27 protein-coding genes, 3 pseudogenes and 1 riboswitch are annotated in these 25090 nt (G+C 40.6%); of the genes and pseudogenes, 3 read left to right on the forward strand and 27 right to left on the reverse strand.

The window, feature by feature from the left end; translation table 11 throughout:
- Positions 1–118: 118 nt before the first annotated feature.
- The 16 genes from folD to BFU02S_RS01670 all read right to left on the reverse strand — a co-directional run bounded on the left by folD (position 119) and on the right by BFU02S_RS01670 (position 11611).
- A complete protein-coding gene (gene folD, locus BFU02S_RS01595) occupies positions 119–970 on the reverse strand; it encodes a bifunctional methylenetetrahydrofolate dehydrogenase/methenyltetrahydrofolate cyclohydrolase FolD (protein WP_066365678.1) in 852 nt (283 codons plus the stop codon).
- 20 nt (positions 971–990) lie between these two features.
- Complete coding sequence (gene nusB / locus BFU02S_RS01600) at positions 991–1386, reverse strand: transcription antitermination factor NusB (protein ID WP_066365680.1); 396 nt, start codon at positions 1384–1386, stop codon at positions 991–993.
- 161 nt (positions 1387–1547) lie between these two features.
- Complete coding sequence (locus BFU02S_RS01605) at positions 1548–1955, reverse strand: Asp23/Gls24 family envelope stress response protein (protein WP_066365682.1); 408 nt, start codon at positions 1953–1955, stop codon at positions 1548–1550.
- Positions 1956–1973: 18 nt separating this feature from the next.
- On the reverse strand, positions 1974–3329 hold the full coding sequence (gene accC / locus BFU02S_RS01610) for an acetyl-CoA carboxylase biotin carboxylase subunit (protein ID WP_066365689.1): 1356 nt from the start codon (positions 3327–3329) through the stop codon (positions 1974–1976).
- A 14-nt stretch (positions 3330–3343) separates the two neighbouring features.
- Entirely contained in the window at positions 3344–3859 is a 516-nt protein-coding gene (gene accB, locus BFU02S_RS01615; protein ID WP_066365692.1) for an acetyl-CoA carboxylase biotin carboxyl carrier protein, read from the reverse strand.
- Positions 3860–4075: 216 nt separating this feature from the next.
- Complete coding sequence (locus tag BFU02S_RS01620; protein ID WP_066365699.1) at positions 4076–4633, reverse strand: SpoIIIAH-like family protein; 558 nt, start codon at positions 4631–4633, stop codon at positions 4076–4078.
- A gap of 13 nt (positions 4634–4646) precedes the next feature.
- On the reverse strand, positions 4647–5306 hold the full coding sequence (gene spoIIIAG, locus BFU02S_RS01625) for a stage III sporulation protein AG (protein ID WP_369690638.1): 660 nt from the start codon (positions 5304–5306) through the stop codon (positions 4647–4649).
- On the reverse strand, positions 5290–5925 hold the full coding sequence (gene spoIIIAF / locus BFU02S_RS01630; RefSeq protein ID WP_066365705.1) for a stage III sporulation protein AF: 636 nt from the start codon (positions 5923–5925) through the stop codon (positions 5290–5292). Before spoIIIAF ends, spoIIIAG begins: the two co-directional genes overlap by 17 nt.
- 12 nt (positions 5926–5937) lie before the next feature.
- The gene (gene spoIIIAE / locus BFU02S_RS01635; RefSeq protein ID WP_066365709.1) at positions 5938–7128 is read right to left on the reverse strand and encodes a stage III sporulation protein AE; all 1191 of its coding nucleotides are present in this window, start codon (positions 7126–7128) and stop codon (positions 5938–5940) included.
- Positions 7129–7156: 28 nt separating this feature from the next.
- On the reverse strand, positions 7157–7546 hold the full coding sequence (gene spoIIIAD / locus BFU02S_RS01640; protein ID WP_235841965.1) for a stage III sporulation protein AD: 390 nt from the start codon (positions 7544–7546) through the stop codon (positions 7157–7159).
- Between the two features lie 16 nt (positions 7547–7562).
- Complete coding sequence (gene spoIIIAC, locus BFU02S_RS01645; protein ID WP_066365714.1) at positions 7563–7766, reverse strand: stage III sporulation protein AC; 204 nt, start codon at positions 7764–7766, stop codon at positions 7563–7565.
- A gap of 11 nt (positions 7767–7777) precedes the next feature.
- Positions 7778–8293, reverse strand: coding sequence for a stage III sporulation protein SpoIIIAB (spoIIIAB, locus tag BFU02S_RS01650; RefSeq protein ID WP_066365716.1), 516 nt, complete (start codon positions 8291–8293; stop codon positions 7778–7780).
- The gene (gene spoIIIAA / locus BFU02S_RS01655; RefSeq protein ID WP_066365718.1) at positions 8294–9220 is read right to left on the reverse strand and encodes a stage III sporulation protein AA; all 927 of its coding nucleotides are present in this window, start codon (positions 9218–9220) and stop codon (positions 8294–8296) included.
- Between the two features lie 186 nt (positions 9221–9406).
- Positions 9407–9964, reverse strand: coding sequence for an elongation factor P (gene efp, locus BFU02S_RS01660; RefSeq protein WP_066365720.1), 558 nt, complete (start codon positions 9962–9964; stop codon positions 9407–9409).
- A gap of 20 nt (positions 9965–9984) precedes the next feature.
- On the reverse strand, positions 9985–11046 hold the full coding sequence (locus BFU02S_RS01665) for a M24 family metallopeptidase (protein ID WP_066365722.1): 1062 nt from the start codon (positions 11044–11046) through the stop codon (positions 9985–9987).
- 70 nt (positions 11047–11116) lie between these two features.
- Positions 11117–11611 carry a YqhR family membrane protein gene (locus tag BFU02S_RS01670; protein WP_066365723.1) on the reverse strand — a complete coding sequence of 165 codons (495 nt, stop codon included), beginning with the start codon at positions 11609–11611 and terminating at the stop codon, positions 11117–11119.
- A gap of 191 nt (positions 11612–11802) precedes the next feature.
- Here BFU02S_RS01670 and BFU02S_RS01675 point away from each other — a divergent pair, with 191 nt between their 5' ends.
- Both BFU02S_RS01675 and BFU02S_RS01680 read left to right on the forward strand, forming a co-directional pair.
- On the forward strand, positions 11803–12738 hold the full coding sequence (locus tag BFU02S_RS01675; RefSeq protein ID WP_066365724.1) for a DUF1385 domain-containing protein: 936 nt from the start codon (positions 11803–11805) through the stop codon (positions 12736–12738).
- A gap of 57 nt (positions 12739–12795) precedes the next feature.
- A complete protein-coding gene (locus tag BFU02S_RS01680) occupies positions 12796–13191 on the forward strand; it encodes an SA1362 family protein (protein ID WP_305801404.1) in 396 nt (131 codons plus the stop codon).
- 21 nt (positions 13192–13212) lie between these two features.
- Here BFU02S_RS01680 and BFU02S_RS01685 read toward each other — a convergent pair whose 3' ends face one another.
- From BFU02S_RS01685 to lipM, 8 genes and pseudogenes are all read right to left on the reverse strand, one after another.
- The gene (locus BFU02S_RS01685; protein ID WP_066365727.1) at positions 13213–14097 is read right to left on the reverse strand and encodes a patatin-like phospholipase family protein; all 885 of its coding nucleotides are present in this window, start codon (positions 14095–14097) and stop codon (positions 13213–13215) included.
- Positions 14098–14384: 287 nt separating this feature from the next.
- Positions 14385–14843, reverse strand: coding sequence for a C40 family peptidase (locus tag BFU02S_RS01690; protein ID WP_066365728.1), 459 nt, complete (start codon positions 14841–14843; stop codon positions 14385–14387).
- Positions 14844–15010: 167 nt separating this feature from the next.
- Positions 15011–16123: pseudogene (locus BFU02S_RS01695) on the reverse strand (ribonucleotide reductase barrel domain-containing protein); the annotation flags it as partial.
- A gap of 278 nt (positions 16124–16401) precedes the next feature.
- Positions 16402–17055: pseudogene (locus BFU02S_RS01700) on the reverse strand (ribonucleotide reductase barrel domain-containing protein); the annotation flags it as partial.
- Between the two features lie 68 nt (positions 17056–17123).
- A complete protein-coding gene (locus tag BFU02S_RS01705) occupies positions 17124–17510 on the reverse strand; it encodes an LAGLIDADG family homing endonuclease (RefSeq protein ID WP_066365736.1) in 387 nt (128 codons plus the stop codon).
- 57 nt (positions 17511–17567) lie between these two features.
- Positions 17568–17996 (reverse strand): helix-turn-helix domain-containing protein, encoded by a 429-nt coding sequence (locus BFU02S_RS01710; protein ID WP_066365740.1) that lies wholly within the window; start codon positions 17994–17996, stop codon positions 17568–17570.
- Between the two features lie 230 nt (positions 17997–18226).
- A pseudogene (locus tag BFU02S_RS01715) lies at positions 18227–18991 on the reverse strand (ribonucleotide reductase N-terminal alpha domain-containing protein); the annotation flags it as partial.
- Between the two features lie 344 nt (positions 18992–19335).
- Positions 19336–20172: a lipoate--protein ligase family protein gene (gene lipM, locus BFU02S_RS01720; RefSeq protein WP_066365742.1), complete on the reverse strand. Its 837-nt coding sequence runs from the start codon at positions 20170–20172 to the stop codon at positions 19336–19338.
- Positions 20173–20416: 244 nt separating this feature from the next.
- Here lipM and BFU02S_RS01725 point away from each other — a divergent pair, with 244 nt between their 5' ends.
- Entirely contained in the window at positions 20417–20749 is a 333-nt protein-coding gene (locus BFU02S_RS01725) for a rhodanese-like domain-containing protein (RefSeq protein ID WP_235841966.1), read from the forward strand.
- A 73-nt stretch (positions 20750–20822) separates the two neighbouring features.
- Here BFU02S_RS01725 and gcvPB read toward each other — a convergent pair whose 3' ends face one another.
- Genes gcvPB through gcvT form a run of 3 tightly spaced genes read right to left on the reverse strand, consistent with a single transcriptional unit; the run spans position 20823 to position 24744 of the window.
- Positions 20823–22286 carry an aminomethyl-transferring glycine dehydrogenase subunit GcvPB gene (gcvPB, locus tag BFU02S_RS01730; RefSeq protein ID WP_066365744.1) on the reverse strand — a complete coding sequence of 488 codons (1464 nt, stop codon included), beginning with the start codon at positions 22284–22286 and terminating at the stop codon, positions 20823–20825.
- On the reverse strand, positions 22279–23625 hold the full coding sequence (gene gcvPA / locus BFU02S_RS01735) for an aminomethyl-transferring glycine dehydrogenase subunit GcvPA (RefSeq protein WP_066365746.1): 1347 nt from the start codon (positions 23623–23625) through the stop codon (positions 22279–22281). The genes gcvPB and gcvPA overlap by 8 nt, the downstream gene beginning before the upstream one ends.
- An 18-nt stretch (positions 23626–23643) precedes the next feature.
- Positions 23644–24744: a glycine cleavage system aminomethyltransferase GcvT gene (gene gcvT, locus BFU02S_RS01740; protein WP_066365747.1), complete on the reverse strand. Its 1101-nt coding sequence runs from the start codon at positions 24742–24744 to the stop codon at positions 23644–23646.
- A 226-nt stretch (positions 24745–24970) separates the two neighbouring features.
- Positions 24971–25056, reverse strand: a riboswitch (glycine riboswitch).
- Positions 25057–25090: the final 34 nt, after the last annotated feature.

The following is a 25090-nucleotide window of genomic DNA, read 5'->3' on the forward strand; positions in this document are numbered from 1 at the left end:
TTCCTGAGGTACAAGCCTGAAAAAAATAGTCCCTATCTATTATATAGTAAGCCAGGCATTTTGTCCGCATAATCCGGAAGAATGGCTTAATCCATAAAAGATAAGGACTAGAAAAAGTTTATTCGATACTTTGTTTCGCTGATTGCACTGTATTATACATCAGCATCGTAATCGTCATTGGACCGACTCCCTTTGGAACAGGGGTAATGAATCCCGCTATTTCACTCACTTCATTAAATGCAACATCGCCGCAAAGCTTGCCTTCTTCATTACGGTTAATTCCGACGTCAATAACTACAGCTCCCTCTTTTACATGTTCGGCTGTAATAAAATTCGGAATTCCGACGGCAGCAATCAAAATATCCGCCTGCTTTGTGTGAAATGGCAGATCTTTCGTTTTGGAATGGCAGTACGTAACGGTAGCATTATGGTTTAACAATAATTGTCCAACTGGTTTCCCGACAATATTACTTCTTCCGACAACAACTGCATGTTTGCCTGAAAGAGATATTCCCGACTCTTCCAGCAAGACCATAATCCCATATGGTGTGCATGGCAGGAAAGCATTTTGCCCTGTCAACATTCTACCAATATTTATCGGATGAAAGCCATCTACATCCTTTTCAGGCGCAATCGCTTCAATTACTTTTTTCTCATCAATTTGTTTTGGAAGGGGAAGCTGAACTAAAATACCGTGGATTTTCGTATCCCCATTTAGTCCCTTTATTTTGGTCAGCAATTCTTCTTCTGTGGTCTCTTCAGGCATTTCAATTAAGATCGAATACATGCCGAGCTCTTCACATGTTTTTTGTTTATTGGTTACATAGGTGCGAGAGGCATGATTATTGCCAACCAGAATAACGGCTAAGCCCGGAGTGACCCCTTTTGCTTTCAATTGTTTCACTTCTTGAGCAATTTCAATTTTTTTCTTTGCAGCAATATCTTTTCCGTTAATGATTTTAGCAGTCATTTCTAACTCCCCTTAAGCGATCATTCAGATTTAAGTTTTTGCTTTACTTTTGAAAGGACGCCGTTTATAAATTTGCTGGATTGGTCGTCTCCGTATTTTTTCGCGATTTCGATTGCTTCATCAAACACAACATTTTCCGGTGTCTCCGGCAAAAATTTCAGTTCGAATACAGCTAATCTTAACAGGTTGCGGTCTACAATGGCTAATCGGTCCAGTGACCATTTCTCTAAATTTTCACTAATCAGCTTGTCTACTTCTTGCTCATGTTCGACCACACCAAATACGAGCGTGGACAGAAATTCGTCACCCGGCTTTCCTTCTAACACATGTTCAATTGCAGAAGATGGTTCACTTTGACTGACATCAATTTGAAAAAGCGCCTGTAATGCTTTTTCCCTCGCTGTTCTTCTTTTCATTACATCTTAGACTCCTTCAGGGAAATTAATAGATTCTTTGCCCTTTTAACTTACAAAGATGATAATAGCATAATTAATCAGGAATCGCACTTTGTGGTAGGAATTTTTTAATTTTTAAGCAGAATAGAACAACCAAAGGATCCTTCCTTTGGTTGTAAGCGCTACACTTCTGAATCGATTTCCGGTTCTATTTTCTGGGTTTCAAATTGTATTCCGACGACATGAATGTTCACTTCTTCGGCTTCTAACGCCGTCATATTAAGCAGTGCCTGACGAATATTATCCTGGATTTTTCCAGCAACAGCCGGAATGGATACCCCGAATTTCATTAGACAATAGACGTCTACTTTAATTCCTGTTTCGGTTAGTTCTACTTTTACCCCTTTACCATGGTTTTTCTTCCCAAGACGTTCCACGACACCGGCAGCAAAATTGCCGCGCATTCCAGCTACACCTTCTACTTCGGATGCAGCAATTCCGGCAATCACTTCAATGACCTCCGGTGCAATTTCGATCTTGCCCAGACCTTCGTGTTCTTGTTCCATTTCCAGGATATTAAACTCGCTCATCCAAACACCTCCAGTTTTTTACACCGACTTCATTACATCATGCAATTCTAGGAATTTCGTATTGAAATTGCCTTCTACAAATTTTTCATGCTCAAGGAGTTTCAAATGGAACGGGATCGTGGTATGAACACCTTCAACAACAAATTCGCTTAATGCCCGTTTCATTCTTTGAATCGCTTCTTCCCTTGTACTTCCATATGCGATGACTTTCGCAATCATGGAATCATAATAAGGGGGTATGGTGTATCCCGGGTATGCTGCTGAATCTATGCGAACCCCTAACCCCCCTGGTGGAAGGTACATTTTGATTTTTCCGGCTGACGGCATGAAATTCTTTTCTGGATTTTCAGCGTTGATCCGACACTCGATTGCCCAGCCAGTAAATGTAACATCCTTTTGTTTGAGCGTTAGTTTTTCGCCATTTGCTACACGAATCTGCTCTTTAATCAAATCAATTCCAGTGACCATTTCGGTAACAGGATGTTCAACCTGAATCCTTGTGTTCATTTCCATAAAATAGAATTTCCGATTGCGATAGTCATATATAAATTCTACCGTTCCTGCACCGGAATAATCAACTGCTTTTGCTGCTTTGACAGCTGCATTTCCCATTTCTTCACGAATTTCCCCATCGAGAGCAGGCGATGGTGTTTCTTCAAGAAGTTTTTGCAGTCTGCGCTGAATGGAACAGTCCCTCTCTCCCAGATGGATCGTATTGCCATAAGAATCAGCCAATACTTGGATCTCAACATGACGGAAATCCTCAATATATTTCTCAATATAGACCCCCGGATTGCCAAATGCAGTCATGGCTTCCTGCTGGGTAATATTAATACCTTTAATTAATTCCTGTTCATTTCTCGCTACGCGGATCCCTTTTCCTCCGCCGCCGGCCGTTGCTTTAATGATGACAGGATAGTCAATCTTTTTTACCAATTCAAGGGCCTCATCAATATCATGAATAATTCCGGTTGAGCCCGGCACAATCGGAACACCTGCTTTACGCATTGTTTCTCTGGCAATATCCTTCGTCCCCATTTTGGTGATTGCTTCAGGGCTTGGGCCGACAAACGTAATATTACATTCCCGGCAAAGCTCGGCAAAGTCAGCATTTTCCGCTAAAAAGCCGTATCCCGGATGAATGGCATCGCAGCCTGTCAGCTTTGCTGTACTTATGATATTTGTCACGTTTAAATAACTGTCTTTCGAGGAGGTAGGACCGATACAGTAGGATTCATCCGCAAGCTGGACATGCAAAGCCTCCCGGTCTGCTTCGGAATATACGGCAACAGTTTCAATCCCCATTTCCCGGCAGGCCCTGATAATCCTGACCGCAATCTCTCCCCTATTTGCTATTAACAGTTTTTTTATCATCCTGTTACCGCTCCTTATTCTGGCTTTACTAAAAATAATGGTTGTCCGTATTCTACTAATTGGCCATTTTTCACTAATACTTCAACAATTTCTCCGTTTACTTCGGCTTCAATCTCATTAAATAATTTCATTGCTTCAACGATACAAACAATCGAATCTTTTAATACCTTAGAACCTGGTTTTACATATGGATCGGCATCAGGACTCGGAGACGCATAAAACGTTCCAACCATTGGCGATGTAATCTTATGTAAATTTGCTGTATCAGCTTCGGCTGGTTCTTGAGTTTTAGGAGTCTCTTGTTTGGTTTCCTGTACTGCTGCTGGTGCAGGTGCAGCTGCTTGTACCGGAACATTTTGCACAATCGGCGCACTTTGAGCTGCTTGCACTACTGGCTGAACTGCTGCAACTGTTGCCCCATTATGTTTCTTCATTTTAATTTTTGAACCTTCGTTCTCGTATACGAATTCATCAATGGATGATTGGTCTACTAATTTAATTAGTTCCCGAATTTCTTGTACTTTTAACATTTATTACACCCCATGTTCCCAATATTTTAAGACTAGCTATTAATACTATACGATAATACCTTATGTAAGTTCAATAATCTAATGGCGTTTGTCACCCTCCATTCCATCATAATACTTTTTTCAATTGATGTGAATGTAATTAAAGATTTTTTAAAAATAACATTTTTGACTTCTATTCTCAAGCATAAAAAAAGGAAAGCACATGCTTTCCTTTTTTTATTTAGATGGTGTATATTCTACGGCAACGAAGTTGGTGTCGTTCATTTCTTTTTTCACTTTTTGAATGATATTATTGGCTTCAGATGCAGAAAGTTTTTTCTTAGATTTAACTGTCACTTTTACCTGTCCGCCATCTGCTCTGACAAGGGCATCGTCATACCCCATTGTTTTAATCAAGGTTTCGAGAACTTCTTCGTGCTGTGCTATTTCATTTAGTTTGTCCATTTGATCCTTTATTTTGCTCCGTTCGTCAGCCGGAAGGTTTGTGGCAGCAAGTTCATTTGTTAGCTCTTCCTGCTGTTTGCTGCGCTCATCTTGTAATTTCATCCGCAATGCTTCAAAGTCACTGTCACCAGCTGCCTGTGAAATGATCTGCCCGCTGTCTTTGGAATTTGTTTGCGTTTTCGTTTGTTGCTTCCCTTGGTTTTTTGCATTTTGCTCTACTACAGCAAGATCTTTGCTTTTTGGTTCTGGAGACGTAATGTAGTAAACGGATAACACAACCACTAAACTTAGCATCGTTAATAACCATACTGTTTGTTTCTTCAATAGCATTTCTTAATCCTCCTTATTTTTTTGGTTCTACTGCGACCCGGTAGCTTGGGACTCCTAATACTCTTGTCACAGCCTCTACAATCCATTTTTTTACTTCTATATTTTGAGCACCTTTGGCTACTACCAACACGCCGCGAATCGGCGGCTTTTTCGTCTGGACGACGATCGGCACTTCCTTATCACCGTTCTTGAGAATCACCAGTTGGGTATCTGTTGAGGAATCGGTCACTTTGCGCTGTCCACCATCATTCGCGGTTTCTTCTGTTGTTTGGGTCTTTGTCGTCGAATTTTTTTCAAAAATCTGTTTGTCGGTTGAATCAACGTTGATCACGACCGTGACATCCTTGACACCTAACATTTCCTGGAGTGCTTTTTTTAACTGGTCCTCATACTTTTCTTCATATTCGGCAATGGCTGATGTTCCCCCGCCTTTATTCTGGCCAAAGACCGGAACATCACTGGACTGAACTTTTTGATTGGCGGCAGCAGGTACTGCTGTGCTTGTACCATTCGGTTTAAACAAGACATTTCCAACCACCATAAAAGCGGCGCCAATACATAGAACAAGAAGCATATATTGATATTTTCCTAATTTGTTGCTTCCGTTTTTATCCACTTTCAGCCATTTACTCAGCCATGAAAGCGGTCCTTGTGGTTTATCCATTCTGGTCATCGATCCCCCCTTCAATCGAAACATTGACTAAGTTTTTTGTTACATTCCATTTTTGCGAGAGAAATGCGGCAATACGATCTGTTTGTTCTGTTTGGTCTGTTGATCTTTGAGAGGAAAGAGGTGTTTGGGTGTTAATGACAATCGGTTTAACCGCTTCGATTGTTTTCTCCGCTTCTTTTGGTTTTAAGAGAACCGTAATTTTCTGGAGATTGTCAGGGAATGCTTGGTCACTTTTATTGTTCGTTGAGATATTAATTTTTTCGATCTCTAAACCGTATTGTTTCATCAACTCCTCCTCAGCCCCTTTTTTCAGCTGGGCAGCTGTTTCTTCTAAAATATATGCATGTTGGGAAGCTTGTATTTCTTTTTTCTTTAAATCTATCGAATTTTTCAGATTGGTTGCTCCTGGTGCATGAAAGGAAGGAATAGATGCTAAAGATGTTTCAAAATCATTTGATATTAATTTATAAACTGGGGTCAGGATAATGGCGATTAACAATAGTCCCATGACCATCTTTGTATATTTCTGCATGCTCGAACTCGGCAGGAGCATATCGATAATCGTGGCTAACAAAATAAAAAGAATAATATTTGTTACCCACTCTTTTAAAAAGTCCAAAGAGCACACCTCCTATCGCATCATCATGGTCAAATTTCCGGCTGCCACGATAACGGTAATACTTAAAAAAAACATTAATGACACGATTCCTAGTGCGGCAAAAACATAAATGACACTTTTACTGATTATATCCAGGCATTTGATGATCGGGCCGCCTCCCAACGGCTGTAAGACGCTAGCGGCAAACTTGTAGATAAAAGAAATCATTAAGATCTTAACGGCTGGAAAGGCTGTAATAATCATCAGGATAGCAACCCCTGCTAAACCAACACTGTTTTTTAAAAGGACAGATGCACTGACCACCGTGTCTGTTGCATCGGTAAACATTCTGCCAATCACCGGGATAAAGTTTCCGGTAATGAATTTCGCCGTACGAATTGCGATCCCATCTGTCACAGCAGCCGAAGCTCCCTGGACAGAAATAACACCGAGAAATACTGTTAAAAACAGCCCCATCAATCCAATGCTCCAATTTCGAAGCAATGAAGCTAATTGGGTAACCTTATAATGATCTGACATGGTACTGACAATGCTTAGCAAAGCTGATAAAAAGAGAAGCGGTAGAATAATATACTGCATGAACATACCGCTCATATTCATTAGAAACAAAATGACTGGGTGAAAGAAAGAGGCTGAGATCACACCGCCTGATGCCGCCATTAATGCCAGCAAAAGCGGAATTAATGCTAGAACGAAGGAGATCATAGTTCCGATCGCTTCATTCGCATAACTGATCGCAATATGAAAACTATTAAGCGCCAAAATAACCAGCACCATGTATACAATTGCGTAGGCAATCTTGGAGACATTGCTTTGTTCAAACGCATTTTGCATGGACTGCAGGACCATGCTGAAAATCGCCAGCATAATGATCGAACCGAGCAATTTCCCATTGGCAACAAACTCTTGAAAAGCAAACTTCAAAAATCCTTTCCCCCATTCTTGAAGGGAAAATTTCTTATCGCCTTTTATAAAATCATAGAGGCTTCCTTTTTGACTTTCAGGAAGATACCCGCCATATTTCGTGGTGATATCCTCCCAAAATTTCTTTAGGTCCGTTAAATCTAACTTTTGGAGCTGGGAATCTACTAGCTGCTGTGGTGAAAATTGTGTAGTGGAATCTTCGGAAGCCTGAACATTTGGGATAAAAAAAAGAAAAAAGAAAAGAATCGTAATCGGAATAATCTGCAGCCATTGCTTCAATGTTTACACCTCGTTTTAAGGATTGGGATCAGCTCGGAATAAGTTTAATAATTGTTTCAATTAATACCGTTAGTATAGGTACTGCCATCGCAAGAATGATGACTTTTCCAGCTAATTCAATTTTCGAGGCGATGGAGCCTTGTCCCGCATCCTTCGTTATTTGCACGGCAAATTCAGCGATATAGGCAATGCCAATGATTTTCAAAATGGTTTCGACATAGACTAAATTTACTTTTGCATTTACGGCCAATCTTTCCACCATGTGAACAATCTCATAAATCTTATCAACCAAAAAAAGGAAAATTGAGCAACCAGTAAATACGATCAAAAGAAAAGCAAAATTAGGCTTTTGTTCTTTTACAATCAGGGCAAGAAAGGTGGCTACAAGAGAGATTCCGACGATTTTTACGATTTCAATAGCAAAGCCCCCCTTTCTATTGAAACAAAAAGACTGATTTTATTTTTTGAAACAAATCATCAACAATGGAAGCTACTTGAAAGAGGATATAGATAAATCCAAATAAAGTGACCCACTGGGCATATTCTTTCTTCCCGACTTGATCAAGCACAGTATGCAAAAATGCCACAACAATTCCTACGCCGGCAATCTTGAAAATAATATCCGCATCTAAATTCATCGCTTTTCCCCCTAAAATAATAAGATGATGAGTAATAGCCCTGCCAAGAAGCCAAGACTTTTTACCATTTTTTCGTATTTGGCCTGTGCTTGTACGGCATCTGCTTCTTCTCGTTCGAGGTGAGAAAGAGTAAGCATAATATGTTTTTGCTGGGAAAAGCGATCATGCCTGCCCAGAGTTTCACCAAATTGTTTCATGATTTCAAATTCTCCCTGCTTTAAGGCAGTGGATTTCCAAACCTCTTTCAAACTTTCTTCCCATGCGTCTTTCACCGTTGTTTCCGTATTGGTTAACTTCCCAGCAAACGATTCAAAAAATGAAGAAAAGGGGCGTGTCATTTGGGATGCTAACCGCCTTGCCGCTTCATGCAGCGGTGTATGTCCATACATAATCTCCGCATCCAGTGACTGCAGAGCAGATCTTAAAGCTCTAAGCTGGCGCGGCCGTTCGCTAAAATTTCGTGAAGCTTCAAACCCGATCACAGTCGTGGCTACAATAATGAAAATGGCACCAATCAATTTAACCATTTATGTCACTCTCACTTTTTGTTTCATTTCCTCCCCATTTTTATCTAAAATATGGGTAATAGTTCCGGGGCCGGCATTCCTGTTGAGAACAATAAACCGTTCAAAGATTTGTTGTTTGAGAATTTCCTGCAGTGAGGGCCTTTTCTTGATTTCTTCCAAACTACTTCCATGTGTTGTCATCAGCAATTTAATGCCAGCATGAACTGCCTCTTGAATAGCCTCCGCATCCTCCTTGCGACCAATTTCATCCACAATAAGAACATCCGGACTCATGGAACGGATCATCATCATCATTCCCTCTGCCTTTGGACAGGCGTCCAGAACGTCCAAACGGGGGCCAAAGGTTAATTGAGGAATGCCATTGACACAGCCGGCAATTTCACTTCGTTCATCCACAAGACCTACCTTGCTTGCCTGAATGCCTTGTGCTTTAATGCCTGTCGAAATGATTCTGGCGAAATCTCGCAGCAATGTCGTCTTCCCTGTTTGCGGGGGACCGATAACCATTGTATTCATCCAGCCCCCTTGAAAAATATAAGGTATCATCGGCTCGCCAGCTCCAATTTTTTCACGGGCAATTCGAATATTAAAAGAAGAAATATCCCGAATCGCCTTCACCTTTCCTCCCTCAAGGATGACCTTGCCAGCAAGTCCAATTCGATGTCCCCCGGCAATTGTGATATATCCCTGTTTCAATTCTTCTTCAAGTGTATAAATGGAGAAATGACTGATTTTATTCATTAGGTGAAAGGCATCATCAGCTGTGACAATGTAAGGCAAAAAACAAGGCGGACATCCGCTTACGGTAATTTCAATCGGCCGGTTAATTCGCACCCTGATTTCTTCTAGTTCATCTTTTTGATTAGGAGGGATCTGTCCGATATGGCTGGCAATACTTTTAGGTAAGAAATGAAAAATCGTTTCCACGTTGGCTCCTCCTCATTACTGCCTGTCTTACTAATTAAAATGTATGCCTGTCCAGCCGCAATATGACTTCCAAATCTGTTAATTCTTCTATCGATTTAATAGAACTTGTATCGAGATGAACAGTTTAAGGTTTCGAAATAAAAAAGCCCCAGGCCGCACTGTAGCGGCCTAAGGCTTCTTTATCTATTATGCTCTTGATACGTAAGTACCATCAGTCGTATTGATAATTAATTTATCCCCTTGGTTGACGAAGAATGGAACTTGAACGACAAGGCCGGTTTCAAGTGTAGCCGGTTTGGAACCGCCTGAAGCTGTGTCCCCCTTGATTCCTGGTTCGGTTTCAACCACTTCTAATTCCACTGTATTTGGCAATTCAACACCAAGTGTTTCGCCTTGGAACATGACAATGTATACTTCCATGTTTTCTTTTAAAAACTTTAATTCGTGTTCAATGCTTGATGCCGGCAGTTCAACCTGCTCATAGGATTCCATATCCATGAACACGTGCTGATCACCGCTTGCATACAAATACTGCATTTTGCGGTTATCAATTTGCGCTTTCTCTACTTTTTCACCAGCGCGGAATGTTTTTTCCTGAATGGCTCCGGTACGAAGATTGCGCAGCTTGGAACGGACAAAAGCAGCTCCCTTACCTGGCTTTACATGTTGGAAATCAATGACACGCCAAATGCTACCATCCACTTCAATCGTTAATCCTGTACGGAAATCGTTAACTGAAATCATCTCTAGTCCTCCTAAAATTGTTACAAAATGATAAGTTCTTTTGCAGAATGAGTGAGTGCTTCATTATGGCCTTTCGTGATCAGCACATCATCTTCGATCCGAACGCCTCCAAGACCCGGAATATAAATGCCAGGCTCACATGTTACGATCATACCTGGTTCTAAAACAAGCTCAGACTTCATGGAAAGAGAAGGGCCTTCATGAACTTCCAGACCGATTCCATGGCCGGTTGAATGCCCAAAATATTCGCCATATCCTTTTTCCGATATGTAATCTCTTGTTAAAGCATCCGCTTGCTTTCCGGTCATACCAGGCTTAATGCCTTCCATTCCGCGCAGCTGTGCTTCGAGAACAATTTCATATATCGCTTTCAGCTTGCTGTCAGGTTCTCCGACGGCAATTGTTCTTGTTATATCCGAAACATATCCTTTGTAATTGGCTCCATAATCGAGTGTAACCATATCACCTTTTTCAATAACCTTTTCGCTTGCAACACCGTGCGGCAGTGCGGAACGATAGCCTGAGGCAACAATGGTGTCAAACGATGAAGATACCGCTCCTGACTTTCGCATAAAGAATTCTAACTCATTCGCTACTTCTAATTCGGTTATGCCTGGACGGATAAAATCCAAAATATGTTTAAAGGCAGCATCCGCAATATCTGCTGCTTCCTTTATTATCTTAATCTCTGCATCCGTCTTAATCAAGCGTAACTTTTCAATTACTCCTGAAACCGGAACAAGTTCAGCTTCAATTTCTTTGTCATATACTTTATAAGAGGCGAAGCTTATATAGTCTTCTTCAAATCCGAGTTTTTGAATACCTAATTTCTTAACCTGTCTGGCGACTTCCTGAGGAATCGTATCAGAAAACTTAATAATCTCAAAGCCTTCACATTGTTTTGATGCTTGTTCAATATAGCGGAAATCTGTAATAAACTGTGCTTGATCACTGCTGATTAAGACAACCCCGGAAGTGCCGGTAAAATTTGATATGTAACGGCGATTAAAGGGTCTTGAAATTAATATTCCATCAATGCCATTCGCCTCGAAAGCAGCTCTTAATTTTTCCAATTTCCCCATATTCTCCACTCTCCTTATTCATCACATGATTCATTGTAACATAAGTCTATTCATTCAGACTATTACAGAGTCAACTGGACGCTTCTCTATTCTGTGTATTCTTGATTTGATATTCATAACTAATGGAATAACCGATAAAAATTCCATAAACGATATATAAGCAAATGGATGTGATAACTGTATCCTGCTTTAATTCAGTAAATGGTTTAATTCCGGTAAAAAGCGGATTTAAAATGAAAAATACAATGAAAAACAATACAATTCCATAGACTGCTCCCATCCACCAACCTTTAAACCTTTTAAGCAAGAAATAATAAATATAAGCAGCGACAACAGAAATAATCCCTAATAAAATAATGGATAGAACAGTCCCCTGCCACTTATATTTCCAATTTCCAAGCGTCCATGGTTCAACAATCACATTGGGGCGAATTTCGGTAAAATGAAAAAAGGCTGCCAGAAATCCAATTATTCCCCAAAAGACACCTCCAAATAATCCTGTCCAAAAAACCATAACTGGCAATGCCATGGGCTTCGGATAATTGGTCTTTTGTTTTTGTACCATAAAAAACAACCTCCAACCGCATCGATATAATAACCAATGTTAGTATGCCCTTTATTTGTCAATGTTTTTCATAAAAAATTTTTTTAATTTTAATTGGAAAGAATATGTAAGTCCTAGAGGTTTTTTGCTTTTTCTAGTAGAATAAATGTGAGTACATACTATACAACTTTTGTTAGATTGGTGTTGATGAGATGTCAGATTCTAAAAAGGCAGTTTATGGCGGTCAAGCAGTTGTTGAAGGAGTTATGTTTGGCGGGAAATATCATTATGTTACGGCTATTCGCAGGAAGGACCGGTCCATCGACTACTTCCATATGCCCCGAAAGGAAAATCCATCCTTGAAAAAAATTCCGTTTCTTCGCGGCATAATTGCCATCATTGAAGCAAGTGCAAACGGTGCAAAACATTTAAATTTCTCTACGGATCGTTATGATGTTGATCCGAAAGATGATGAAAAATTAAAGAATCAAGAAAGCTCCAAATTTGTCATGTACCTTGGTGTAGCGACAGTCGGTGTCATATCGTTTCTGTTTGGGAAATTTGCCCTCACGTTAATCCCCATTTTCCTGGCAGAGTTAACAAGGCCGATTTTTTCATCGGATATTGCCCAGGTGTTAATGGAAGGTTTTTTTAAGCTGATGCTTTTGCTTTGCTACATTTATTTTGTCTCCATGACGCCATTAATCAAAAGGGTGTTTCAATATCACGGTGCCGAGCATAAAGTAATAAATACCTTTGAATCTGGAACCGAATTAACCGTGGAAAATGTTCAGGCACATTCCAGGCTTCATTACCGCTGCGGAAGCAGTTTCATTCTATTTACGGTTATTGTCGGAGTTTTTGTCTATATGGCTGTTCCCACCTCACCGTTATGGTTAAGGATTTTAGACCGTCTTCTGTTAATTCCTGTTGTATTGGGAATTGCTTTTGAAGTATTGCAATTCACCAATAAATTAAGGAATATTCCAGTACTAAAATATCTTGGTTTTCCTGGTCTTTGGCTGCAGCTGTTGACCACCAAGGAACCAGACGATGACCAAGTTGAAGTAGCAATTTGTTCCTTTAAAGAATTACTGCGGAGGGAAAAAGAATCTGGTCTCAGTTTCGGGGAGGAAGAAATTGTCTAAATATTTAATGGATATGGTTTAAAAGAGGAAAAAAATGCTTATGATGCTCTTAGGGAGGTGCCTATCTTGAACAATCGGACATCTTTATTCGTAATTGGCGGATTGATCCTTCTTGCCATTATTGGCATTATTAGTTCATTCTCAACTAATCCGGCACGTTTTATTCAAGGAATAGCTGTTACCGTATTAGTTTGTTGTGTGATCTATTTTGTTGTTCGCAAGTTTTCAGTTTCAAGCCCTCAGAAAAAAGAGCAGCGGGCATTTCTTAGAGCAGCGAGGAAATCCAAAAAACGTTTGATGCAAAAAAGCGGTGAATCCAATACCAAAAACTCTGCTCTTGGCACATTATCACCTTTAAAGAGAGGCAACAAAATCAGAAGGAAGACTTCTGCTCATCTAACTGTTATTGAAGGAAAAAAGGGGAAAAATAAGAAAAATCGAGCGTCCTTTTAATGCTCGATTTTTCTTATGTTATTAATAGCTCCATTTATCTAGAAATATTTTTGCATGTTCTTTTCCCAGTGCAAATAATTCTTGCCTTTTTTCTTCTGCTAGATGGAAATCGACAGGAAGAATCCCTTCTGTCGGAATGAAAATGATATTTTTTACATGTTTTTTGGATATATATCTTGAATCATGAGCATCTTTCATAGTCTCGAATAACGCTGTAAATAATTGAATAGCATTTTTAATTTTATGTTTTTTATGTTCATATTCATTTGCACTTAAGGTAATCCCCAGTACAGGTCTTAATTTTTGAACATTCTCCTGATCAAACAGCCACATAGGAAAGTTACTTAAGACGCCTCCATCTACGATTACATTAATGCCATCTCTCGACCGTATTTTAACAGGTTCGAAAAAATAAGGAATACTGCTGCTCATCCTAATGGCTTTTGCAATAGGAAAGGAACCTGGAGAAATACCATATTTCTCTAAATCATCGGGTAAAACAATCATTTTTCCATTTGAAATGTCGGAAGCAACCAAACGAAGTGTTTTAGGGGGTAAATCCGAAAATGTCCTTAAGCCTTTTGCTGCGAGTATTTCTGTCATCCATTTTTCAAATTCAACCCCTTTATACAACCCCAGTTTCCAATAGACCGACAGCCATTTATAAAAGGCAAAAGGAATGATGGATTTACGGGCATCCAGCATTAATTCCATATTCACATCGCTTACTAGTTGGTATATTTCTTTGCTCGTATACCCAGCAGCAATTAACGCGGCTACAATCGATCCTGCACTCGTTCCTGCCAGCCTGACAAAACGCAAACCTCTTCTTTCTATTTCTTCATAAGCTCCTACTAACGCAAGCCCTTTAATACCTCCTCCGGAGAAAACACCGTCGATCTTCATGCCAGCCACTCCCCACGATGTACTCATTGTTACATCTTTAAGCGGGAAAATGGGAAAATAGTACAGTAGACAAGAAGAAAATTTATTGGGGAGTGGTGCTCATGTCTGAGCCTAACCCGACTTTGGTCAATGTCATCTAAAATAACTTAATTACTTTTGATAGGAAATTATCACTTTAAATTATGAAAGTTGTAAACAATTCACATAAAAATAGCCAGAACATATTTTTTATGCTCTGGCTATTTTTATGTGAATTACTTGATTGTTGTACCTGCCTTTATTTTCTTTTATATCCGTTTTGCTCCAATGTATCTTGGTTTCCAGTAGCTGTTGCTTGTATAGGTAATGATGACACCTTTGGAAGAGGAGGCCATAATCATCCTGCCAGCGCCGATGTACATGGCTACATGTGTTGGCCTGCTTGCCTTATTTGGGGCGAAGAACATTAAATCTCCAGGATGCAAGTACCTTACCCGATAGCCTTTTGTATAGAACATATCGGCTGCGGAATGTGGCAATGTTATTCCTGCTTTACCATAGGAGTATTTTATTAATCCAGAACAATCGAAGCCGCTTGGTGACATTCCGCCCCAGTGGTATGGAACACCAAGATTTGCCTTAGCAACTGAAATTGCTTTTGTATGATAATTATAAGAAGCCGCTTCCACTTGATTTCCTACCACAGTAAACAACGAAGCTAAGATGAGGACAACGGTTGCAAATGCTGTTATGTATTTCTTTAACATACTTTGGTCCCTCCTACTGCGTAATTTGTTATTTCTACTATACAAGGAGGGAGTAACAGACACGTCACAGCCATATTAAAGAATTATTACAAAATTCGACTTTATTTTAAAATACGTTTTTGAATCAGCATAAAAGGCGTGGATTTTTTCCACGCCTCAGAACAGACTTAAAGTCCGCATTTTAATTGAGCGCCGCAGTTTGTACATGTATTGCAGCCACCGATTTCTTTTACTTTTCCTTTACGGCAGACCGGACAAGTGTTTCCGACCTCTGAGCCGATCGTAACATCGGTGGAACGAAGGTCAGTGATCGTATCAACAAGAACAACATGCGGTTCCTCAGGAAAAATGGATAATTGTTCGTTCGTGTTTTCTTCTGCTTTAAGCGTTAGAACCTGCGAGTCACGAGATCCGTCAACATAGACGGTACCGCCTTTCGCACCGCCGCGGTACAATCGCTCATATACTTTTTCCACCTGCTCTACGCTATAGCCTTTTGGTGCATTAACTGTCTTACTGATGGAGCTGTCAATCCAGCGCTGGATGACACATTGGACATCCGCATGAGCTTCCGGTGACAAATCCATGGCGGTGACAAACCATTTAGGCAAATGATTTTTATCGGCTTCCGGATGTTGTTCAAGATATTCTTGAACAATATCCGCATTCACTTCGATAAATTTGCCTAAGCGCCCGCTCCGGAAGTAGGAGAAGGAGAAATAAGGTTCTAGTCCGGTTGCAACACCAACCATGGTCCCTGTGGATCCGGTTGGTGCCACGGTTAATAGATGAGAATTTCTTATTCCATGTTCCAAAATTCCCCTACGAATCTCTTCAGGCATTTTCTTCATATAACCCGTGTTAATAAAAGCCTCTCTTAGACGATTTGTTTCCTCTGGTGTTTGTCCTGTTAAGAAAGGAAAGCTGCCCTTCTCCTTCGCTAATTCGATTGACGCTTTATAAGCTGTAGTAGCAATCGTTTCAAACACTTGATCAATTAGTTCATTGCCTTCTTTTGAACCATATTCTGTTTCACAATAAATAAGGAGGTCATGCAGTCCCATTACACCCAGTCCAACGCGGCGCTCACCGAGAGCTTGCTTTTTATTTTCTTCCAGGAAGTACGGAGTAGCATTTATGACATTATCCTGCATGCGGACTCCGACTGCTACCGTACGCTTTAATTTTTCAAAATCAACAGTTTTCTTTTCCTTATCCGCCATTTCCGCCAGGTTAACAGCAGCAAGATTGCAGACGGAATATGGGGCAAGTGGTTGCTCCAATTTTGTTATCCTAAAGGCTTTTTATCCTTTAGTTCTAACAGTTGAATTCCCGTTAGTTCAGCATATCTTTTCATTACACACTCTTTTCATAAACCATTATGGGTTGTATGTTGTAATGTTGCGGCCTCGTGGATGGATTATATTCTGCAGTACAGTTTCACCATCTATGCGTTGCCCCTGGCTAAACTATTACATTCAGCCTTCGGTTCGGATTCCCATCTCAGGGTCCCCGCTTAATTCCGCAATTTTTAACGTGAGGCAAACTAAGCTATTTTACCACACGGATTTGTTGCTACAACTTGTTGACCATATGCTTTCGCATTTGTCATGTCATTGGCATTGTCGATAAAGAAGATCCCCGGTTCTGCTGAGTAAGTCGCACAAATGTTAATGAGATTCCAAAGTTCTTTCGCCTTAATTTTCTTATAAACACGAATTTCATGGCCCATCTTTTCCCATTCGCGGACATCGCCGACTTTATGCCATTCTTCGTTGTAAATTCTCATTTCTTCCTGATCGTAATGTTCTACATAGGGGAAACGAAGTTCATACTCAGCGTCATTTTCGACGGCTTCCATAAATTCTTTCGTAAGACAAACGGAAATGTTTGCACCAGTTAAGAAATCCGGATTATGAACAGCATAAATTCCGCCATCTCTCAGTTTTTCTTCAGCCTCTTCGATGATTTCCTCATTAAACCCGCCGAATCCAGGGAAGTCCTTATAACGTACGATTCCTTCGTACATTGCTCTTTCCCTCTCGGTCAGCGGAGTAAATTTCAACTTATCTTTTGCCAGCTTCTTGATCGTTTCATCATTGGTGTTTTCAATCAAGAAACGTAAAATTCTTGGATTTTGCATTTTGGAAATAATGAATTCAATGATATCTGGATGCCAGTCTGCCAGCATGATCATTTGGGCTCCACGCTTTATTGTTACACTCAAATGAGCGGCCAGGTCATTTCTGCCTGGCTCTCACACTTTCATGTGAGTTCAGACTATCTCATCAAAGAAGAAAAATTTATAAATTTTCGATTTAATTTTATATCTCCATATTTATAGAGTTCAATTCCAAGTAGAGAAAGCTCTTTTATGCTACTTAAATATAAATCCGAACAACCTTGTTTAGATGTTATTGCATTGACATTTTTGGCAAAACCCTTTGATTTTAAAAATGTCAATATACCTTTTAGCATATCAGGATTACCAGTGAACCCCATTCTAGCCTTTAGGTAGCCATTTCTTTTATATACCCTTATATGACCATCCGCATCAAAAAACCCTCTTAAAAAGGCCCACTGGAGTTCATCTTTATTAAAATCAATCCATTTTTCAAAACCAGTTTTTCTTGGACCGATACCTAAAGTAATTAAATCATTACACATTTTTGTTGAATTAATAACTAAAGTGTATTTATTTTGTTCATTGGGAGCATTTTTCTTTCAAAACTTAATAGTTCCTTCCATTTGTAATTCTCCCCCAATGTCAAATAACAGTTGTTTATCTTCTTTCGCTACTGTTAGAACCAATCTTTTTGATTTTATACGATCCAAGATAGTACCGTCACCCGTTATATAACCTAATATATAAGCTTGATTAGGCGTCTGGATTTTCTCAAAGTAATTTTCATCATATTGATAAATTTTATTTTTGAGTTTTCCAGCCTCTCCTGGTTTTCTTGGTTCAAAAAAATTTAGGTCATCGTTCCAGCGTTTTATGGTTCCTCGATTTATATTTAGTTTTTTTGCAATATCTACTTGGCTAAACCCCTCATTATGAAGCGTTATGATCGATTTTATAAGTTCTTCTTTGTCTCGTGCCTGATAGCGACGTTTCCGTTTACTATCATTTACTTTTTCCTTTGCTCCCACTTCAATACCCACCTTGCTTAATGTAACATTATTTTAATGGAAGCTTTAGGAAATTTCAATAGTCGTTGAACGTTCATCTCCGTTTCCAGAGACGCTTCGCTGCTGATTGCCCAATCCTTATCATTTTCAAACCTTCACGCTCACCGTTGCCAGTCACGTTGTGGTTGATAAGGCTCTAAGGGTGTTCCAGCAATTCACGAGATTTTAATCCCGCCGTTTCGGAGCTATTAACGGGATCCACCTTGCTCAACCAAATGCGTCAATTTCGCAATATCATCCAGCCAAGAAACCGACCCTGATGATTTGCCGTTTACACCTCTTGCCAGGGTGTTCCGTGGCCGTAATGTAGAGCCATTAGTTCCGACACCACCGCCGCGACTCATGATTTCCATAACCTGTTTCCGATGGTCGGAGATGCCTTCGCGGGAATCGGCAACAAATGGCATAACGTAACAGTTGAAATACGTTACCTCTGTCTCTGCTCCGGCACCGTATAACACCCTCCCCGCAGGAATAAAGTTCAAACTCACCAGTTCTTGATAAAACTTTTCGGTCCATTCAATCCGCTTTTCTTCTGTTTCTTCTACAGCTGCAAGACCAGTGGCAACCCGCTTGGCGATCTGCTCATAAAAAACCTCAAGCGGCTTTTCAATGATATCAAGGGAACGCCAAATCATTCCTGTACTGGCTTCTTCGGGATCATCCAGTACCCCTCTAAATTCCTCTTCCACCTGCACTTTCGCTTTTTTATTCTCCCAGTCAATCTCCAAAATATTTCCTAAGCCTCGCGCCGGAAATTTTGGGTCTTCTTTAATGGTAAGTACAACAAAATCTCCATTTGACAGGGTAATTTTTTCAGTGTCTTTAAAGGTGTAACGATCCAGCATGACCAATCTTGATACACCCTTGTGAGTAATTTTCATATCTGGGGTAACCGGGTGAACTTGGGGAAATAAGCGAATATCCTCATTCAACCTTTCAAAATCTACATTCATTTTTGACCTAAAAACTACAGACAAAATAGAACAGCTCCTTTAACTTAAAAATTGTCTAGCTTTCGAAAACTCTAGCAGACAATTGCAAAATCTAGTTGTCTAATATCCATAAGGTTATCACATCGAAAATAACAAAATCAATATATAGTACCAAAAATATTTTTAGCAATACTACATATTGTGTAAAAGGCATATAAAGATGATTTTGTCAAACACAAAAAAAACTAGTTTATGAAGAAAACCAAAGCTTTAAGCAGATTTTCGCCAAAAAACAAGAAATTTTAACAAATTTCATAGCTTGCACTTCTCAAATGGAAAAAGCGGCTTTCCTGCCGCTTTTTCATTTAGCGTTTGAAATTCCATTCATCGCTTTCATAACGTTCTTTGGCTAATTTTTCTACATAAGAAAGTTCTTCCGCCGATAATTCATAAGGTTCCAACTCGACAAGTAATCCTTCCGCAAACCCTTTATAAAATGCTTCTTTTGCTTCTTCCAGCGTAATCCTTCTAGAGCTAATGCTGTTGATCGCAACCGCTTTATCCTTAAAAGCCTTCTTCATCCGTTCCTTGACTCGTTCATTCGGATACTTAAATAAACTAAACAATTTCTCTTCATCTAAATCTAACAAAATCGAACCGTGCTGGAGAATGACCCCTTTCTGCCGTGTCTGGGCACTGCCAGCTACTTTTCTGCCCTCTACCACAAGCTCATACCAGCTTGGGGCGTCAAAACATACGGAGGAACGAGGGTTTTTCAAGGCATCACGCTCAGCTGCCGTTTTCGGCACGGCAAAATACGCTTCAAGACCTAGATTTTGAAATCCTTTCAGCAGCCCTTCAGAAATCACCCGATAAGCCTCAGTCACACTTTGAGGCATATCTGGATGTTCTTCCGAAACGATCACACTATAGGTAAGCTCATGTTCGTGCAGTACCCCGCGGCCTCCAGTCGGCCTCCTGACAAACCCTAAGCTGTGGGCTTTCACTGCTTCAAAGTCAATCTCCTTTTCTGCCTTTTGAAAATAACCGATTGATAATGTAGGAGGGTTCCAGCCATAAAAGCGAACGACCGGGGGAATTTTTCCTGAGCTGTGCCAGTCTAGTAATGCTTCATCCAGTGCCATATTAAAAGATGGTGAACAGTTGCCGGAATCAATAAAGCGCCAAACTTCCTTTTTCATCGTATAACCTTCTTTTCAAAAATTCATTCGTTGTTTAGTCTATCAAAAATTAAACTAAATTCAAAATCAAATGTTTTTGGTATAATGAATGGGGCAGAATGGAAAGAATTTTTTTGTTTTATCTTTACTCACCAAAGGATTGGCTTATATAATAAATATTAGTGTAGGAAAGCTTGAAAGGGGCAAACAGAAGTTGAATACATTTTTTGCACTGATTATCATCATCGCCGTTGTCGGCATCTATATGATTATCACTTATTTTTATCAAAAGCGAATTGTGAAGACGCTGACGGAAGAAGAATTCCGGGCGGGATATAGAAAGGCCCAGCTGATCGATGTCCGTGAACCGAACGAATTTGATTCAGGCCATATTTTAGGAGCCCGCAATATTCCGATGTCACAGATCAGAATGCGGTTGAAGGAAATTCGTCCGGACAAGCCGGTTTATCTATATTGTCAAAGCGGAATACGCAGTGCTCGTGCTGCACAATTCCTATATCGCAAAGGCTATAAAGATCTATCCCAGCTCCAAGGCGGATTCAAAAAATGGACTGGTAAAGTAAAGGCGAAGAAATAAAAGGTTTCGGAGGTTCCGAAGCCTTTTTCACATTTATAGAAAAATAGGGGATGCAGCGCGCATCCCCTATTTTTCATGAATCCTTTTGATATTTTAAAATTGGTTTCCGGGCAGCTGTTGTTTCGTCTAAGCGACCGACAACGGTTGTATGCGGTGCTTCCTGGACAATTTCCGGATTTTCCTCTGCCTCTTTGGCAATTTGGATCATCGTCTCGATGAAGGAATCGAGCGTTTCTTTTGATTCTGTTTCCGTCGGCTCAATCATGATACATTCTTCTACGTTCAGCGGGAAGTAAATGGTTGGCGGATGGAAACCGAAATCAAGAAGTCTCTTGGCAATATCAAGAGTCCGTACACCCAATTTCTTCTGACGTCTGCCGCTTAAGACGAATTCATGCTTGCAATGCTGGTCAAACGGCAGATCGTAATATTCTGCCAGTCTTCTCATCATATAGTTGGCGTTTAACACGGCATTTTCCGTTACGGCTTTTAGTCCATCTGGTCCCATTGAACGAATATACGTATAGGCACGAACATTAATGCCAAAGTTGCCGTAGAACGGCTTCACGCGGCCGATCGATTGCGGGCGGTCATAATCAAGGACAAACTCTTCCCCGCGTTTAACAAGAACCGGTTTTGGCAGGAATGGGATCAGATCACTCTTCACCCCGACAGGGCCTGAGCCCGGGCCGCCGCCGCCGTGCGGACCTGTAAAGGTTTTATGAAGATTTAAGTGAACAACATCAAAGCCCATGTCGCCAGGTCTTGCTTTTGATAAGACAGCATTCAAGTTTGCCCCATCATAATACACTTTTCCTCCTGCTTCATGAATAATGTCGGCAATTTCCAAGATATGTTCTTCAAATAAGCCAAGTGTATTCGGGTTTGTCAGCATTAATGCCGCTGTATCTTCACCCACAACTCTCCTTAAATCTTCAAGGTCGACTAAACCTTTTTCATTTGATTTAACAGTGATGGTCTCAAAACCGGCAACGGTTGCGGATGCCGGATTTGTGCCGTGTGCAGAGTCAGGAACAATCACCTTCGTACGCTTTGTATCGCCGTTTGCCTCATGATAAGCACGAATCAGCATCAATCCCGTCCATTCTCCATGGGCACCTGCTGCCGGTTGTAGAGTTACTTCATCCATGCCAGTAATTTCTTTTAAGTGCTGCTGCAAGTCATACATAAGCTCCAGTGCTCCTTGAACCGAGCTTTCATCTTGCAGCGGATGGATATGGGCAAATCCATTATAGCGGGCTACATTTTCATTGATTTTCGGATTATATTTCATCGTACATGAACCAAGAGGGTAAAAACCTGAGTCAAGCCCGTGGTTTCTTTTGGAAAGAGCCGTATAATGCCGCATGATATCAAGCTCAGAAACCTCAGGAAGACCGGGCTCTTCTTCACGCAAATATCCTTCTGGCAGAAGTCCATTCAGGTCTAATGCTGGCACATCCATTTCTGGAAGACTGTATCCGATCCGTCCGGGTGTACTACATTCAAAAATGAGCTTTTGATCTTGATTATGCATGCAAATCCCCCAATTCTCTCACTAACATATCGATTTCTTCCTTCGTCCTTTGTTCAGTCACCGCGATCAGCATATGGTTCGCTAGTTCCGGATAATCTCGGCCCAAATCGTAGCCGCCAATAATTCCTTTTTCCAGCAGCTTTTGATTCAATTCTTTTACTGGTTTATTGCATTTCACAACAAATTCATTAAAGGAATGGCCGTCGTAAACTACGGTAAAGCCGGCTTCTTTAAAAGCCTTTTTGGCATAATGTGCTTTTTGTATATTGGCAGCAGCCATTTCACGGACACCCTTTTTCCCAAGAGCGGTCATCGCAACAGAGGCAGCCAGTGCATTTAAGGCTTGGTTTGAACAGATGTTGGATGTTGCTTTATCACGGCGGATATGCTGTTCACGAGCCTGGAGCGTTAAGACAAATCCTCTGCGCCCTTGATCATCTGTTGTTTGGCCGACAAGACGTCCAGGAACTTTACGCATTAATTTGCTGGTTACAGCAAAATAGCCGCAGTGTGGTCCTCCAAAACCTGATGGGATTCCGAATGGTTGTGCATCGCCAACGACAATATCTGCACCAAATTTCCCTGGTGGTGTTAATACGCCGAGTGATAATGGATTACTGGAAACAACAAACATCGCTTTATGGTCATGGATTACTTCCTCAAGTTCTTTTAATGGTTCAATGCGGCCAAAGAAGTTTGGATATTGTACAATTACTGCCGCAGTGTCTTCACCAGTCAACTCTTTCAGTTGGGCAAGATCGGTTATTCCATCATTCAATGGAACTTCAATCACATTCAAATTCTGGCCTTTTGCATATGTTTTCAAGACATCACGGTATTCAGGATGTACAGCACTTGAAACAATAATGTTTTTTCGTTTTGTGTGACCGCAAGCGAGCATTGCTGCTTCTGCAAGAGCGGTGCCGCCATCATACATTGACGAGTTGGCAACATCCATTCCGGTTAATTCACAAATCATCGTTTGAAATTCAAAAATTGCCTGTAACTCCCCTTGAGAAATTTCCGGCTGATATGGAGTATAGGCTGTATAAAACTCTGATCTCGAAATAACATGATCTACAATCACCGGGGTATAGTGGTCATAAACGCCGGCTCCAAGGAAGGAGATATTTTCTTTCAAATCGGCATTTCGCTTTGAAAGCTTATATAATTCCTTCATCAAAGATGATTCCGACTTAGCTGGTTTAATGTTTAATTCCCCTTTAAACCGGACTTGTTCCGGAATATCGCCAAAAAGCTCATCCACACTTGAAATGCCAATCGCTTCAAGCATGGCCTTCTGATCTTGTTCTGTCATAGGTAAATAGCGGTGTTTCATACTCTCGTCCCTCCGTGATTACTTTGCTCTTTTATAAAAAGGTGTTGGAACAACTTTCGCTTTTAAACGTTTCCCGCGAATTTCTACTTCGACTTCTGTATCCAACGCGGTAAATTCGGATGCAAGTAAGGCAAGGCCGACATTTTTCTTTAATGTTGGCGATTGTGTGCCTGTGGTTACCTCGCCGATTAGCTTCTCGCCTTTATAAACTGGATAGCCGTGGCGCGGGATGCCTCGATCAATCATTTCAATCCCGGCAATTTTTCTAGACAGGCCAGTTTCTTTTTGATGTAATAATGCTGCTTTACCGAGAAAATCTGCTTCTTTATTCAACTTTACGGCAAAGCCGATTCCTGCTTCTAATGGGGAAATTTCCGGTGATAATTCCTGACCGTAAAGAGCTAAATTCGCTTCAAAGCGTAAGGTATCTCGGGCACCCAATCCGCACGGGATCACCCCTTCTTCTTCCCCGGCAGCTAAAATCTCTTTCCAAAGCTTTGTTGCATCTTGGGAATCACAATAAATTTCAAATCCATCTTCCCCTGTATAACCAGTTCTTGAAACAAGTGCTTTCTTGCCATTTATGCTGACTTCCTGCTGGAATTTGAAAAAGCCAATCTTGCTTAAATCTGTACTTGTAAGTTTTTGCAACACTTTTTCAGCAAGCGGACCTTGGAGTGCAAGTTGGGCAGTTTGCTCTGATAAGTTGACTAAGCTAACATCACCATCTAAGTGAGTTTCAAGCCAAGCGTAGTCTTTTTCGATATTAGAAGCATTGACCACAAGAAGATAATGATCGTCTGCGATTTTGTATACGAGAAGATCATCGACGGTTCCGCCGTTTTCATAACACATCGCAGTATACTGGGCGCCTCCGTCTTTTATTTTGGCTATGTCGTTGGTTAGCATTTTTTGTAAATACTTCAAACTGTCAACGCCTTTTACCTCGATCTCTCCCATATGGGAAACGTCGAACAAACCAGCTCTATTACGGACAGCTTCATGCTCTTCCTTAATGCTAGTGAATTGAACCGGTAGCTCCCATCCGCCGAAATCGATTGTTTTTCCCCCATATTCCTTGTAAACATCAAACAGTGGTGTACGCTTTAAATTTGTCATCGCTAATCTCCTTTCCAGTACATTTCCTTGTAAAAAGCTATCTTGCAGAAATAATTTCAAAGTTAAATTAGCAGCTTATCTTTTTTCAATAAATCGTTTTGTACAGAAAAAAGGACAGAAACCTCCCTTGAAATAAGGAAGGTCCCTGTCCTTTCACCTGAAAGTTTAACCGAAAAAACGGCTTTCCCCTTGGGTGGCTGCATGAAAACAGCACTCTCCAGAGCTGCGTCTAACAAGAGTTCTTTTGCCTGAGAGATTCACGTCATGTTTGCTCCTTCGGCGCTACAAAGTAGTCTCTCCCCTTGTTTTCATCCGCATCTATAATATTTTTCAATTTGGTGATACT

It is taken from the genome of Neobacillus fumarioli NBRC 102428 (assembly GCF_001591485.1).
GTDB lineage: Bacteria > Bacillota > Bacilli > Bacillales > Cytobacillaceae > Neobacillus > Neobacillus fumarioli.